Annotated in this window: 14 protein-coding genes; 10 read left to right on the forward strand and 4 right to left on the reverse strand. The window is 52.8% G+C overall.

Going from position 1 to position 14,552, the window contains the following annotated elements:
- The first annotated feature begins 49 nt into the window (after window positions 1–49).
- Entirely contained in the window at window positions 50–1,354 is a 1,305-nt protein-coding gene (locus KB235_RS15745) for a glycoside hydrolase family 191 protein (protein ID WP_211780455.1), read from the forward strand.
- Between the two features lie 137 nt (window positions 1,355–1,491).
- Window positions 1,492–2,121 carry a uracil phosphoribosyltransferase gene (upp, locus tag KB235_RS03935; RefSeq protein ID WP_211780456.1) on the forward strand — a complete coding sequence of 210 codons (630 nt, stop codon included), beginning with the start codon at window positions 1,492–1,494 and terminating at the stop codon, window positions 2,119–2,121.
- A gap of 43 nt (window positions 2,122–2,164) precedes the next feature.
- Here upp and KB235_RS03940 read toward each other — a convergent pair whose 3' ends face one another.
- The 4 genes from KB235_RS03940 to KB235_RS03955 all read right to left on the reverse strand — a co-directional run bounded on the left by KB235_RS03940 (window position 2,165) and on the right by KB235_RS03955 (window position 8,673).
- Complete coding sequence (locus tag KB235_RS03940; RefSeq protein WP_211780457.1) at window positions 2,165–3,748, reverse strand: ABC transporter permease/substrate-binding protein; 1,584 nt, start codon at window positions 3,746–3,748, stop codon at window positions 2,165–2,167.
- Window positions 3,745–4,869: an ABC transporter ATP-binding protein gene (locus KB235_RS03945; RefSeq protein ID WP_211780458.1), complete on the reverse strand. Its 1,125-nt coding sequence runs from the start codon at window positions 4,867–4,869 to the stop codon at window positions 3,745–3,747. Before KB235_RS03945 ends, KB235_RS03940 begins: the two co-directional genes overlap by 4 nt.
- Window positions 4,870–5,046: 177 nt before the next feature.
- Window positions 5,047–7,710: a cation-transporting P-type ATPase gene (locus KB235_RS03950; protein ID WP_034814516.1), complete on the reverse strand. Its 2,664-nt coding sequence runs from the start codon at window positions 7,708–7,710 to the stop codon at window positions 5,047–5,049.
- 192 nt (window positions 7,711–7,902) lie between these two features.
- A complete protein-coding gene (locus KB235_RS03955; protein WP_211780459.1) occupies window positions 7,903–8,673 on the reverse strand; it encodes a (Fe-S)-binding protein in 771 nt (256 codons plus the stop codon).
- Between the two features lie 636 nt (window positions 8,674–9,309).
- Between KB235_RS03955 and KB235_RS03960 the strand changes: the two genes are divergently transcribed.
- From KB235_RS03960 to atpG, 8 genes are all read left to right on the forward strand, one after another.
- Complete coding sequence (locus KB235_RS03960; RefSeq protein ID WP_034807360.1) at window positions 9,310–9,537, forward strand: membrane protein; 228 nt, start codon at window positions 9,310–9,312, stop codon at window positions 9,535–9,537.
- On the forward strand, window positions 9,534–9,947 hold the full coding sequence (locus KB235_RS03965) for an ATP synthase subunit I (protein WP_211780460.1): 414 nt from the start codon (window positions 9,534–9,536) through the stop codon (window positions 9,945–9,947). Before KB235_RS03960 ends, KB235_RS03965 begins: the two co-directional genes overlap by 4 nt.
- Window positions 9,947–10,684, forward strand: coding sequence for a F0F1 ATP synthase subunit A (atpB, locus tag KB235_RS03970; protein WP_034814520.1), 738 nt, complete (start codon window positions 9,947–9,949; stop codon window positions 10,682–10,684). The genes KB235_RS03965 and atpB overlap by 1 nt, the downstream gene beginning before the upstream one ends.
- Before the next feature lie 74 nt (window positions 10,685–10,758).
- Entirely contained in the window at window positions 10,759–10,971 is a 213-nt protein-coding gene (atpE, locus tag KB235_RS03975; RefSeq protein ID WP_024370837.1) for a F0F1 ATP synthase subunit C, read from the forward strand.
- Between the two features lie 71 nt (window positions 10,972–11,042).
- Window positions 11,043–11,570: a F0F1 ATP synthase subunit B gene (atpF, locus tag KB235_RS03980; protein WP_034807356.1), complete on the forward strand. Its 528-nt coding sequence runs from the start codon at window positions 11,043–11,045 to the stop codon at window positions 11,568–11,570.
- Window positions 11,570–12,103: a F0F1 ATP synthase subunit delta gene (locus KB235_RS03985; protein WP_034807354.1), complete on the forward strand. Its 534-nt coding sequence runs from the start codon at window positions 11,570–11,572 to the stop codon at window positions 12,101–12,103. Before atpF ends, KB235_RS03985 begins: the two co-directional genes overlap by 1 nt.
- Window positions 12,104–12,121: 18 nt before the next feature.
- Window positions 12,122–13,630: a F0F1 ATP synthase subunit alpha gene (atpA, locus tag KB235_RS03990; RefSeq protein ID WP_211780461.1), complete on the forward strand. Its 1,509-nt coding sequence runs from the start codon at window positions 12,122–12,124 to the stop codon at window positions 13,628–13,630.
- 36 nt (window positions 13,631–13,666) lie between these two features.
- On the forward strand, window positions 13,667–14,524 hold the full coding sequence (atpG, locus tag KB235_RS03995; RefSeq protein WP_034807350.1) for an ATP synthase F1 subunit gamma: 858 nt from the start codon (window positions 13,667–13,669) through the stop codon (window positions 14,522–14,524).
- Window positions 14,525–14,552 lie beyond the last annotated feature (28 nt).

Below are 14,552 nucleotides of genomic sequence, written 5' to 3' on the forward strand. Positions count from 1 at the left end.
TGTGTTGTTAATGCTTAGTGTAAACATGTCAAAATCGGGGGCGCAAACGATGAACCCACTCGACGGTGTGAAAAACTATCAAGTGTTTTATGGTCATCCGACAGATGCGATTCTGAAGGATATGCAAAACTACGATCTCGTCATCATCGAGCCGTTGCACTACACGAAAGCGCAAATCGATTTAATTCAATCACGCGGCACGAAAGTGCTCGGATATATTAGTGTCATGGAAGTCGCGACATGGAACACGGGTCTCATGTCGAAGCTCCAAGCAGGGGACTTCTTCACACGTAACGGTCAGCGTGTTCATTATCCGGAATGGGATTCGTATTTGACAAATATCGCTTCGACGCATTTCCAAGGCTTGTTGCTCACGGAAATTCAAAACCAAGTCATCGCCAAAGGAATCGACGGCGTGTTCATGGACACGGTCGGCGATATCGACAATGAGCATTTGAACAATCCGACCGTGCTCAAACAGCAACGTGATGGGCTCGTCAACTTCTTGAAGCAAGCGCGGGCGAAATACGGCGACATCGCCATGGTCCAAAACTGGGGCTTCGACACGCTCGAGACGTCGACGGCACCTTATGTCGATGGCATCATGTGGGAGAGTTTCAACGCCGACACGATCAAGAGCGACGCATGGTCACAAAACATGATTAAGAAATTACAAGCGGTCGATACGAAACACTCGGTGAAGACGCTCACGATTTCGACGCGGCAAAGTGCCGAGAGCCATAAGCTCGCGAAAGACGCAGGGTTCATCCATTTCCATGAGGCGGATGAGTATGTGAACTGGAACGCGGGCCTCGTCACACGCACGACGACGATTGCTCCGGCGCTGTCGACACCGACGTCGACAGCGACTTCGACTGAATCGACAGTAAAACCAGCCGAGACGGCACCGAAGACGGAGACAGCGAAACCGGCTGAAACAGTCGCGAAGACGGAGACAGCGAAACCGGCTGAAACGGTCACGACGACGGAGACAGCGAAACCGGCTGAAACGGTCGCGAAGACGGAGACAGCGAAACCGGCTGAAACAGTCGCGAAGACGGAGACAGCGAAACCGGCTGAAACAGTTACGAAGACCGAGGCGGTCGCAAAACCGACGACGACCCCGGTGAAAGCGACAACTCCGGCCCAGACGACATCTTCATCTGCGCCAAAAGTCGCGGACGAGAAGAAAGTCACATCGAAAAAAGATGAAAAGAAGAAAAAGCACGTCAAGAAAAAAGCTGTGAAAGCGAAAAAATATGCCCACGTTACGAAACAAGATGCCCCGAAAGGCAAGATGTGCGGCAAAGCGAAACAACAGACGGCCGCTTTCTTTAAATTCTTCAAATTGTAAAATAGAGGGAGACCCCGAGGTAGAGATGCTGTCCTCGGGGTTTCGTCTGACCTCTTGGAAAACAGAAGTTGCCCCTACCTTTTTGCAGGGGGTTAGGGTACAATGCTCAAGAGAGATTGAGAGAGGAGTGAAGCATGATGGGAAAAGTACACGTTTATGACCACCCATTGATTCAGCACAAGATGACGATTATGCGCAAAGCAGAGACGGGGACGAAGCAGTTCCGCGAGCTCATCGACGAAGTTTCGTCGCTCATGGCATATGAAATTACACGCGACCTTCCATTGACAGACGTAGAGATTGAGACACCGGTCTCGGTATCGACGCAGAAGATGATTGCCGGCAAGAAATTGGGTATCGTCCCAATTTTACGGGCAGGCCTCGGAATGGTGGATGGCTTCCTCAAAATGATGCCGAACGTCAAAGTCGGTCACATCGGTCTATACCGTGACCCGGAGACGCTCGAGCCACACGAATACTATCTCAAATTGCCGACGGACATCACGGAGCGTGACTTCATCGTCGTCGATCCGATGCTTGCGACAGGCGGCTCGGCTGCTGACGCGATCGCGGCACTTAAAAAGCATGGCGCGAAGTCGATCAAGCTCGCTTGCCTCTGTGCAGCACCAGAAGGCGTCGAGCGTGTTCAAAACGAACACCCGGACGTTGAGATTTATCTCGCCGCCCTCGACGAGAAATTGAACGACCACGGCTACATCGTCCCAGGGATGGGCGATGCGGGTGACCGATTGTTCGGAACGAAGTAATCAAAAAGACGAACCCAATCGTAAAAGATTGAGTTCGTCTTTTTTATTCGTTGATGAGTCCTTCACGGACCAAGAAGTCACGGGCGACTTTCTCGGGACGTTGTTTCTCCACGTCCGCAAGGTAGTTCAGCTCTTGCATCACTTCGTCCGTGATTCTGCCGGACAGCAAGTTAAGCACGCCTTCGAGCTCGGGATGCTCGCGTAGCGTCTCACCGTTAATGAGCGGCACGGCGTAATACGGCGGGAAGAACTGTTGGTCGTCCTCGAGGACGACGAGTTCGAACCGTTTCAACAACCCGTCCGTCGAGAAGCCGTCAATCGCTTGGCTCTCACCGTTCATGAGCGCCGTATAGCGCAGGCCGCCATCGACCGGCTTCACATCTTTAAAGCGGAGCGGATATGTCTCTTTCAAGCCGAGATACCCGTCCTCGCGGTTCGAGAACTCGATTGTCGGGCCGAAGACGAGCTCGTCGCTGACGGCGGCGAGGTCCGAGATGCTCTCTAGCGCATAACGGTCCGCGTCTTCTTGTTTGACGGCAATCGCGTATGTGTTGTTGAATCCAATCGGGTCGAGCGTCTGGACGTCGAAACGGTCCTCAATCTGCGGTTTGACGCTCGCGTAGACGGCGTCAGGATCGTTGTCGACCGCTTGGTTCAACACGTCGACCGACAGGGTGCCGGTGTATTCGACGTATGTGTCAATCTCCCCGGTGCGGATGGCGCTGAACGCGACTTGCGTCCCGCCGAGGTTCAGCTGTCGGCGAACGTTCAAGTCGGTCTCTTCTTCAATCAAGTCGGCGACGATGTTTCCGAGAATGAGTTGTTCGGTAAAGTTCTTCGAGCCGACGACGATCGTATCGTCTTCACGCGTGAACGCGTAAATCGAACCGCCGAGGAGAAGCGCGAACGCTGTCGCGATGACGAAGGCCGGTTTTACGACTTTCTTCGATCGGCGCGTCTTCTTCTTCATGCGGCCGTCGGCGAGGACGATGCCGTTCGGTGCGACTTTATACTCGATACGGCTGACGACGAAGTCGATCAACAAGGCGAGAAGACCAGCTGGGATGGCCCCGGCGAGAATCTGGTTGTTGTCGACCGTCTGAATCCCGGCGAAGACGAGATAGCCGAGTCCGCCAGCCCCGACGAACGCCGAAATCGTCATCAGTCCGACGGCCGTGACCGCAGAAATACGGATACCAGCCATGATGATCGGTAAGGCGAGGGGTAACTGAATCTTACTTAAAATCTGGCGATCGGTCAGGCCAATCCCTTTGGCCGATTCGAGCGTGTCACCAGGAATGCTCGACAGTCCCGTATACGTGTTCTTCACGATCGGGAGGAGCGAGTAGAGGACGACCATGATAATCGCCGGCGTCGACCCGATGCCGATGAACGGAATGAGAAATCCGAGCAGGGCGAGACTCGGTACCGCTTGGACGACGCTCGTCAAACCGAGTACGGGCTTCGCGAGCCGCGGCGTCCGTAAAATCAAAATGCCGAGCGGGACACCGAGCAAGACCGCGAGCGAGACCGCAAAGACGGTCAACTGTAAGTGTTCGAGTAAGAGCGTCCCGATTTGGTCGGTGTTGCTCGCAAAGTAATTGAAAAATGATTGAATCGTATTCATTTCGTTTCCTCCTCTTGCATGAACTGCTCACTGAGGACGGAAAGCAAGCTGCTGCGTGTGATGAGTCCGTTTAACATCGGACCGGTGACGACGGGAAGATAGCCTTGGTCGGTCTCGTTCATGACGGCCAAAATGTCGAGGAGCGAGTCCTCGCTTGAGACGTAGGCGTAGTCTTTGTTCATGACTTCCTCGAGCCGCTTCGTCTTGTCTTGGATGCCGTGGACGTCTTTTAGTTTGATGAGCCCTTCAAGTGTCCGGTCACGGTCGGTGATGAGTAGGCTGTCGACCTTGCGCGAGCGCATAATCTCAATCGCTTGGAGCACCGTCCGTTTGCCGCTAATCGACACCGGGTCGGTGATCATGATGTCTTTCGCCTTGATGTATTCCGGGCTGTTCCAAATCCGATTTTTCCCGATGAACGATTCGACGTACGCGTCTTTCGGGTTACGCAGAATCTGTTCCGGCGTATCGAATTGGACGATTTCTCCGTCGCGCATGATACAAATGCGATCAGCCAGCTTGATCGCCTCATCCATATCATGGGTGACGAAAACGATAGTTTTCTTCACTTCTTCTTGGAGGTTGAACAGTTCTTCTTGTAGGTCGTTTCGTGTGACAGGATCGAGGGCGCTGAATGGTTCATCCATCAAGATGACCTCGGGGTCGTTCATGAGGGCGCGGGCAAAGCCGATACGCTGTTGTTGACCACCGCTCAGCTCGCTCGGATAGCGGTCGATGAATTGGTCGGGGTCGAGTCCGACCATACGGAGGAGGTGCTCGGTACGAGCGTCCATGTCCTGCTCGGCATGGCCTTCAAGACCCGCAATCAATTGGATATTCTCGCGAATCGTCATGTGCGGGAAGAGGCCGGTCTGTTGAATGACGTAGCCCATCTGGCGCCGCAGTTCAATCGGGTCCATCTTGCGGGTGTCTTGACCGTCCACGATGATCGTGCCTTCAGTCGGCTCGATCAACCGGTTGATCATTTTCAGCGAGGTTGTCTTCCCGCAACCGGAAGGTCCGATAAAGACGACGAGCTCACCTTTGTTGATCGTCAGGTTCATCTCTTTCAAAACGGTCGTCTCTTTGAACGTTTTTTTCACGTTTTTAAATTCAATCATCAACTCAACTCTTTCCTAAAATTATTTTCACATAACCTTTATGTTCCCTTGTTATGAAGATGTAAACATCTTTTTCTGAAAATAAGGTTTGAAACGACTGGAAAACGGGATAAGGTAAAGTTGACCTGCACGAAAAAGGAGCGGCGCCCGTAGGCGTCGCTCCTTTTCTCGTTAAGATTACTTCCGTTTCATCACGTTGCGTGAAATCAGTTTCTCGAGTTCGATGATGAAGAACACGGCGATACCGAAGACGAACGGGATGATCCAGTCGCTCGCGGCGATTGGCGTCGTGCCGAACGCGGTGTTCATGAACGGCACGTACGTGATGAACAGCTGGAGCACGATGAGCGCCCCTGACACGTAAAACGCGATCGGGTTCTCGAAGAACGAGCGGTTGAGGGCCGGTTCGGTCTCGACCCGGACGTTGAACAAGTGGAACATCTGAGCGATGACGATCGTGTTCAGCGTCATCGTGTGGATATATTCGACACTATAGTCACCGGCGTTCATATACAGGTTGTAGACGAGCGTCCCGCCACCGATGATGAGGGAGACGAGCAAGATCCGGAAGATATAGTACCGGCTCAGAAGCGGCGTCTTCTTCGGACGCGGCGCCCGTTTCATCGTCGACGGCTCGAGCGGCTCGAACGCGATGGCGAACGAGAGGGTGATGGCGACGACCATGTTCACCCACAAGATTTGTAGCGCCGTGAGCGGGAGCTGTGTGCCAAGGAAGATACTCATGAGGAGCACGAATCCTTGCGCCCCGTTCGTCGGCAAGATGAAGAGAATCGTCTTCTTCAAGTTGTCGTATACACGGCGACCTTCTTTGACGGCTTTGAAGATCGTGTTGAAGTTATCGTCGACAAGCACCATTTCGGCCGCTTCTTTCGATACTTCTGTCCCTTTGATTCCCATGGCAACACCGATGTCGGCGCGGCGGAGGGCAGGGGCGTCGTTGACCCCGTCACCGGTCATGGCGACGATATGGTCTTGCGTCTGGAGCGCCTTGACGAGACGCGTCTTGTTCTCGGGGCTCGTCCGGGCGAAAATGTTGTACTGCCCGACGACGTCCGCGAGTTCCTCGTCCGTCAAATCGTCAATCTCGGTCCCTTGAAGTGCGCCGGCTTCTGTCGAGATGCCGAGCTCGTTTCCGATGGCGATGGCCGTCTCTTTGTGGTCACCGGTAATCATCTTCACTTGGATACCGGCCGATTGACACTCATTGACCGCCTCGATCGCCTCGGGACGCGGTGGGTCCATGATGCCGATGAGCCCGAGGAATTCGATTCCTTCATATAAGTCGTCATGGTCAATCTTCTCTTTTGATGTGTTGAACGTGCGTTTGGCGACACCGATGACACGTTGCCCTTTTTTAGCGAGGTCGGTCATCTTCTCTTCCCACATCTCTGTCGGGAAGTTCGAGTCACTCGCCTCGGCCATCGAGAACAAGCGGTCCGGTGCACCTTTCAAGTACATGACGTGCGCTTCGTCACGTGGCGAGAGTGTCGCCATATATTTATGCGCCGAGTCGAACGGGATCTTCGAGATGACGCGGAGCGGTCGAATCGACTCTTCTGCTTTCTCTCCGAGCGTGAGCAAGCAGCCTTCCGTCGGGTCGCCCGTGATCATCCATTGCTTCGACTCTTCGTCGAAGAACAAGTCTGAATCGTTACACGTCACACCGGCAAGGAGAATCTCGTTGAGGATCTCGTCTTGCTTGTTCGAGTAGACGTCGTTTTCAAATTCAATGCGACCTTCCGGCGCGTACCCCGAACCGGTCACACGGAGCGTGCGGTCAGCGAGTTGGATGTTCTGAGCCGTCATCTCGTTTTTCGTCAACGTCCCGGTCTTATCGGAACAGATGACCGATACGGCACCGAGCGTCTCGACGGACGGCAAGTTTTTGACGATCGCCTTATTGTCTGCCATCTGGCGGACGCCGAGGGCGAGAATGATGGAAATGATCGCCGGTAGTCCTTCCGGAATGACGGCGACGGCGAGACCGATGACCGCGAGCAACAGCTCGGCTGTCTCATAGTCACGCAAGAAGTAGCCGAAGATGAAGGCGAACACGGCGACGCCGGCGATGACACTCGCGACGGTCTTCCCGAAGCGTTGCGTCTGCTGGATGAGCGGTGTTTGCACTTTCTCGACTTCGGCGATGGACGCGTTGATTTTACCGAGTTCGGTCTTCGAACCGGTCGCGATGACGATTCCGCTACCTGTACCGGCAGCGACCGACGTCCCGGAGAACGCCAAGTTCGTCCGGTCACCGAGACCAATTTTCTCTTCGAGCGGGTCGAGCGTCTTGTCGACGGTGATCGCTTCACCTGTCAAGGCCGACTCCTCGACTTTCATGTTCTCCGCCGTGATGAGGCGAAGGTCGACCGGGATTTTGTCACCCGGTTTCAAATAAACGATGTCACCTGGGACGAGGTACTCGGCCTCGATCTCCTTGCGCTTGCCGTCACGACGGACAAGGGCGGACGGGGACAACATGTTCTTAATCCCTTCGAGTGCCTGCTCAGCCTTGTTCTCTTGCAGGTAACCGATAATCCCGATGATGAGGACGACGAGCGCGATGACAATCGTGTCGTACCAATAGCCGAGTACGGCCGTAATCACGGCGGCGGCCAACAGGACGTAAATGAGGACGTCATTGAACTGTCGTACGAATTTCAGCCACTTCGGGTCTTTCTTTGGCTCGGGAAGGACGTTCTTCCCGTGTTGTTCGATTCGTTCTTTCGCTGTCTCCTCACGTAACCCTTGATCGATATCGGTATCGAGATGGTCCTCGGTCTCGTGAATCGATAGCGTATGCCACTGCCTCTCTTCCATTTGAAAACCCCTTTCTCTGTTTACACATTTCGACAGACTGGTAGAACCGTCTATATTTAATTCTTACCCCATGTGAAAAAGTGTGTAAACTTTAATTCCATGTGAAATCATCGGAATTGTGAAGTATGTGTGAATCCAAGAAGGGAAATGTATGGGACGACAAAAAAAGAGGAGAGCGTGTGCTCTTCTCCTTTACGTATTCGGTAACGCCTCCGCCAATAAATCGGCTAAATGGACGGCCCGCATCGAGTCGGTCCCGTGTTCTTGGATGCCGAGTTGCATCTGCAGATGACAGCCCGGGTTCGAGGTCACAATCGTCTGGGCGGCCGTGTCCCGGACGTGGCCCATCTTCATCTCGAGGATGTCGTTCGCGATGATAGGTTGGAGTAAGTTGTACACACCAGCCGAGCCGCAACAGTGATCGGCGTGGCGCTGTTCGACGTACGTCGTCCCTCGAATCGCTTGGAGTAAAAGTCGCGGGGCGAGCGCGCCTTGTTGCACGTTCCGGAGATGGCACGAGTCTTGATACGTGATGACTTGCTTCGGCAATGTGAGTGTGACCCGGTCGAGGAAGCCGACCTCAATCAAAATCGAGGCGAAGTCTTTCACTTTCGCCTTGAAACGCTCGGCGCGCGCGAGCCAGGCGGGATCTTGTTTCAACAGATGGTCGTAACCGAGCAGGAACGCCCCACACCCGCCCGCGTTCGTGATGACGTAATCGACGTCGAGTGCTTCGAACGCCTCGATGTTTTGTTTCGCGAGTCGGACGGCCCCGGCTTGTTCGCCGGCGTGTCCGTGCAGGGCACCGCAACATTGTTGGGTGTCCGGGATGACGATGTCACAGCCCGCTGCCTGGAGCAACTTCATCGTGTTCGCATCGAACGAATAGGCGAGCCGGGTCGTCGCGTCCGTGAAGACAATCTCGTCGCCGAGCTCGGTCTGTAAGTGGTTAATCCATTCCATTATGTATACCTCCTGACATGCCTCTAAGAGCGAGGATGCGGGCGCCGGTTCCGAAAGTCACAAAATCGACACAATTTTAGAGAGCGCTTACACGGTAATCGTAGCGATTTGAATTGGGATTGTCCACCTATTCTACGTTGATGGGAGGGGATTTCCAGCCTTTTTGTCGTCGGAAATTCGACTGTGACATTCCTCACGACAAATTCGGGCGAACCCCTCGACAGCGGAAAAAGGGTATCGGTATACTATAACAGGACGTTGTAAACGATTTCAAAATCGGGTCAACTTCCGTTTCAAAACCTTTTGTGAACGTGGGTCGTTTGCCGTTGTGTTTTCCAAAACGTGGAGGTATAACTGAACTATTCTTCATCTTGTTCGTTTTGTGAAATGTTATCAATTCAACATTTTTATTTCACCATTTCTTCATACTTTTTTAAAATTTATCGATTTTAATTTAGTTTGTGAAGTGCGTAAAAGCCTTGATACGACTTGATTTAAAGCGCTTTTATAATTGTGAAATTCATTGACTTCTTATGCTATTTCCATTACTCTGAACTTGTGTGACTTTTGATGGTCACGCGAGTGTGAATCGACAAGATGAAGGACGAGCTTCCTAGAGAGAAAGGGGAGAATAGGATGGCGAAAAAAGACAATCGTTACCTATCCTACGCCTCGCTCGCCTCGCAAATCTCGACCGCGCTTGCAGGACCGATCGTCATCGGTTATCTCGTCGGCCAATACGGAGCGAGACGTGAATTCTGGGGTACGTTTGGTTGGAATGTGTCGGTGCTTCTCGGCATGGCGTTCGGGATCACGGCGCTTGTTCTCACCCTTCGAAGTTTATTGACAGGAGAGGACGAATGAATCTACAACAAGTGCAAGCAGACAGAAAAGCACAGAAAGAGCTGATGAAGCGTTACACGAAGTGGTTTATCGGATGGTTCGCCATTCTCCTCCTCGGTGCATTCATCATCCCTATGTACAAACCGGTCTTTCTCGGGTTGTTTCTAGGCGGGGTCGCCAGTCTCATCATTCTACATATGCAGAATCGAAGCGTCATACGGATGTTTGACGTCATCGAACATGGACGACGCCCGAAATCGCACGGGACTGTTTCAAGGATGGCAGTCGGTGCGTTAGCCGTGATAGTCGGCCTCTTCTACGAGGATCGAGTATCGCTGATTGCGGTGGTAACTGGTCTAATCGCCGGCCACATCATACAATTTGGCGAGTTCACACTTGCCCAGCTCAGCAGGAAAAGAGGTGAATACTAATGGGTCATGAGTTTCCCACCTATTCTCTACAACTTGGAGATTACACGCTTTATGGGAGCTGGACGAACGTCATTACGGTGCTGATCGCTTCACTGCTCGTCTTCACGTTCGCCGTCTGGGGAACACGACGCTTGGCAATGAAGCCGACTGGCAAACAGAACTTCATGGAGTTCTTTGCAGAATTCGTACGCGGGGTCATCTCGAGTGCGATGGACTGGAAGACAGGGGGACGCTTTATCTCGTTCGGGATGACATTGATTTTGTTCATTCTATTCTCAAACTTGATGGGTCTACCGTTTAACGTCATCTCCGGCCACTACTTATGGTTTAACTCGCCGACAGCCGACCCGTATGTCACATTGGCGTTGTCGACACTCGTCGTTGCAATGTCGCACTACTACGGCGTGAAGCTGCACGGGTTGAAGCACTATTCGGCAGAGTTCGTCAAACCGGTCTGGTTCTTATTGCCGATCAAGCTTATCGAGGAGTTCGCGAACACCTTGACGCTCGGTCTGCGTCTTTACGGTAACATCTTTGCCGGTGAAATCATGATTACCATCATCTTGGGACTCGCAATTACGGCGCAAGGGGCACTAAATCCGCTCGGTGCTGTGTTCGCAATCTTCCCAATGATTTTATGGCAAGGTTTCTCAATCTTTATCGGGGTTATCCAATCCTACATTTTCCTGACGCTTGCAATGGTGTACATCGGGCACAAGGCTTCAGCCGAGCATTGATTCGCCTTCGTCAAAGCGTTGAACACAAAAAACTATTTACTTAACTTTTAGGAGGAATATACACAATGGAACAAATGAATCTTCTTGCAACAGCACTCGTTATCGGTCTTGGAGCACTCGCAGCAGGTATCGGTAACGGTCTCATCGTATACGGTACAGTACAAGGACAAGCACGTCAGCCAGAACTCAAAAACGAACTTCGTCAAACAATGTTCATCGGTATCGGTTTGGTTGAAGCCCTCCCGATCATCGGTGTGGCTGTCGGTTTCCTTCTCCTCAACTCTTGATTCCGAGTTAACGAGAAAATTGGAAGAGGGAGCACGTCTCCCTCACTTATTTAGTCAAGAGGAGGGTATGCATGGATACGATGATGATTGCAGCTGGTGCTGGCGGTGAAGGCCTCCGCATCCTGGATATGATCTTTACACTTTTCACATTCCTCGTACTCTTGGCCCTGTTGAAGAAATTTGCTTGGGGACCACTCCTTGGAATGATGAGACAGCGTGAAGAGTATGTAGCGAACGAAATTGAGCTCGCTGAAAAGAGCCGCAAAGATGCGGAAACTTATGTCGTCGAACAACGTGAAGCGCTCAGCGCGGCACGTACGGAATCGAAAGAAATGCTCGATTCAAGTCGTCGTCAGGCTGAAGCAGAACAAGCACGCTTGGTGGAGCAGGCGCGTTTGGAAGCCGAACAAATTAAAGTCGAGGCTGAGAAAGCGATCGAGCGCGAGCGTGAGCTTGCGAAACAATCGCTTCAGACGGAAGTCGTCACACAGGCGCTTTCGGCAGCACGCCACGTCCTTCGTACGGACCTTAAAGGGGACGAAGCGAAACAACGTGCCCTCGTCACAGACTTCCTGTCAAAAGCGAAAGGTGCTAACTAATGAACGCATCTCTAGCAAAACGCTATGCTAAAGCGCTCTTCGACTTAGCGCGGGAACAAGGCACGCTCGACCAAGTCGAAGCGGAAGTGCGTCTGCTCGATGAAGTGCTCCACGCGACACCTGAATTGATGGATCTCTTAACGAATCCGGCAATCAGCGACAGCGAGCTTGCACAGCTTTTAAAAGATAGCTTTGGTGATATGACGACAATCGTCGTGAACACACTTCTCGTCATGGTCGAGAACGACCGTGCGAGCGAAGTTCGCGCGTTGCCGCGTTACGTCCGCGAATATGCGAACGAGTTCCGCGGTATTGCAGAGGGGTTCGTCACGAGCGCCTATCCATTGTCGGCAACGGACTTAAAAGAAGTCGAACTCGTCTTCGGTCAGAAGGTGGGCAAGACGCTTCAATTACAGAATGTCGTCGACGAAGAGGTCATCGGTGGACTCCGCGTCCAAATCGGTTACACGACGTACGATGACACAATCGAAACCAAACTGACACGCCTCGAGCGTGAACTGTTGAATGCGTAAGAAATAGGGGTGAATTCAATGACGATCAAAGCTGAAGAAATTAGCGCCCTGCTAAAAGAGCGAATCGCTTCGTACGGCTCTGAAATCGAAGTCAGTGAGACAGGTACAGTCATTCAAGTAGGTGACGGGATCGCACGTGCACACGGACTCGATAACGTTATGGCCGGGGAACTCGTTGAGTTCTCAAACGGCGTAATGGGCTTGGCGCAAAACTTAGAAGAAGGTAACGTCGGGATTATCATCCTTGGCGACTATAAAGGCATCAAAGAAGGCGACTCGGTTAAACGTACGGGCCGCATCATGGAAGTACCGGTCGGTGAGGCGCTCCTCGGACGCGTCGTCAACCCGCTCGGACAACCGATCGACGGTCTCGGACCGATCGTGACGGACAACTACAACCCGATCGAGCGCAAAGCTTACGGCGTTATGGCCCGTAAGTCGGTTCACGAACCGCTCCAAACTGGGATTAAGGCGATTGACGCCCTCGTACCAATCGGTCGCGGACAGCGTGAGCTCATCATCGGTGACCGTCAGACTGGTAAGACTTCGGTCGCGATCGATGCGATCATCAACCAAAAAGAAGAGAACATGATTTGTATTTACGTCGCGATCGGTCAGAAAGAATCGACTGTCCGTGGCGTAGTTGAGACGCTCCGTCAAAACGGCGCCCTCGATTACACGATCGTCGTTTCGGCATCGGCTTCACAGCCGGCCCCGCTTCTTTACCTCGCACCGTTTGCTGGGGTATCGATGGGTGAGTACTTCATGGACCGCGGACGACACGTCCTCGTCGTGTATGATGACCTCTCGAAACAAGCGGCAGCTTACCGTGAGCTCTCGCTTCTTCTCCGTCGTCCTCCAGGCCGCGAAGCCTACCCAGGTGACGTCTTCTACCTCCACTCACGCCTTCTTGAGCGTGCGGCGAAGTTGAACGACGAACTCGGTGGCGGTTCGCTTACAGCCCTTCCGTTCATCGAGACGCAAGCGTCGGATATCTCGGCGTACATCCCGACGAACGTTATCTCGATCACAGACGGTCAAATCTTCCTTCAGTCGGACCTCTTCTTCTCTGGGGTACGTCCTGCGATTAACGCCGGTCTCTCGGTATCGCGTGTTGGTGGTTCGGCTCAAGTGAAAGCGATGAAGAAGGTTGCGGGTACGCTCCGTCTTGACCTCGCGTCATACCGTGAGCTCGAGGCGTTCGCCCAGTTCGGTTCTGACCTTGATAAAGCGACACAAGCGAAGCTCAACCGTGGTCAACGTACCGTTGAAGTGTTGAAGCAAGACTTGAACGCACCGCTCTCGGTCGACAAACAAGTCATCATCATCTACGCGCTCACGAAAGGTCATCTCGATGACATCCCAGTCGAAGACATCCGTCGTTTCGAAAAAGAAATGAACGCATGGCTCGACCAAAACCGTGCAGACCTCTGCCGCGAAATCCGTCAAACAGGAAACCTTCCTGCTGACGAGGCGATGGTCGATGCAATTGCGGAATTCAAAAAGACGTTCTCGCCATCGGTTTAATCCGGTGACGAGCGTCTATTAAGGTGGTGAATCGAAATGGCATCATTACGTGAGATCCAGATGCGGATCACCTCGACCCAAAGCACAAAGCAAATCACGAAAGCGATGAACATGGTGTCGGCCTCGAAATTGAACCGTGCTCAAGGGAGCAACGCCAACTTCAAGCCGTACATGACCAAGTTGCAGGAAGTCATCTCGTCGATTGCCGGCGGTACTTCAGGTGCAACACACCCGATGCTTCAAGTCCGTCCCGTCAAACGGACCGGCTATATCGTCATCACGTCTGACCGCGGACTAGCTGGTGGATACAACGCCAGCGTCCTTCGTGACGTGTATCGCGAATTGAAGGCAAAACACGATTCAACGGACGAGTATCGTCTGTATGTGATTGGGAAGGTCGGCGTTCAGTTCTTCAAGGCACGGAACATTCCGGTGTACAGTGCGATGACAGGACTAAACGACCAGCCATCATTCATTGAAGTCGCAGAGATCGTCAAGCAGACGGTCGGCGCGTTCAGTGACGGCGAGATTGATGAATTGAAGCTTTGCTACAACTCATTCATCTCTGTTATCAGCCAAGAAGTGAAAATCGATCGACTGCTCCCGCTTGGGAATATCGAACAGACCGCATCGAATGTGATGTATGAATATGAACCAGAAGAAGAAACGATCTTAGCAGCGCTCCTCCCGCGTTATGCGGAAGGACTCATCTACGGCGCGCTCCTCGATGCGAAAGTATCGGAGCACGCGGCGCGGATGACGGCGATGTCGAACGCGACGGACAACGCGGATGAACTCATCCGTGGACTCAAGCTCAAGTTCAACCGCGCGCGTCAAGCGGCGATCACACAAGAAATCACAGAGATTGTCGGAGGTGCGGCAGCGCTTGAATAAGCGCTCGCCCTCTAGATTGTAGGAGGCT

This window comes from Exiguobacterium alkaliphilum (assembly GCF_018138125.1).
GTDB classification, from domain to species: Bacteria; Bacillota; Bacilli; order Exiguobacteriales; family Exiguobacteriaceae; genus Exiguobacterium; species Exiguobacterium alkaliphilum.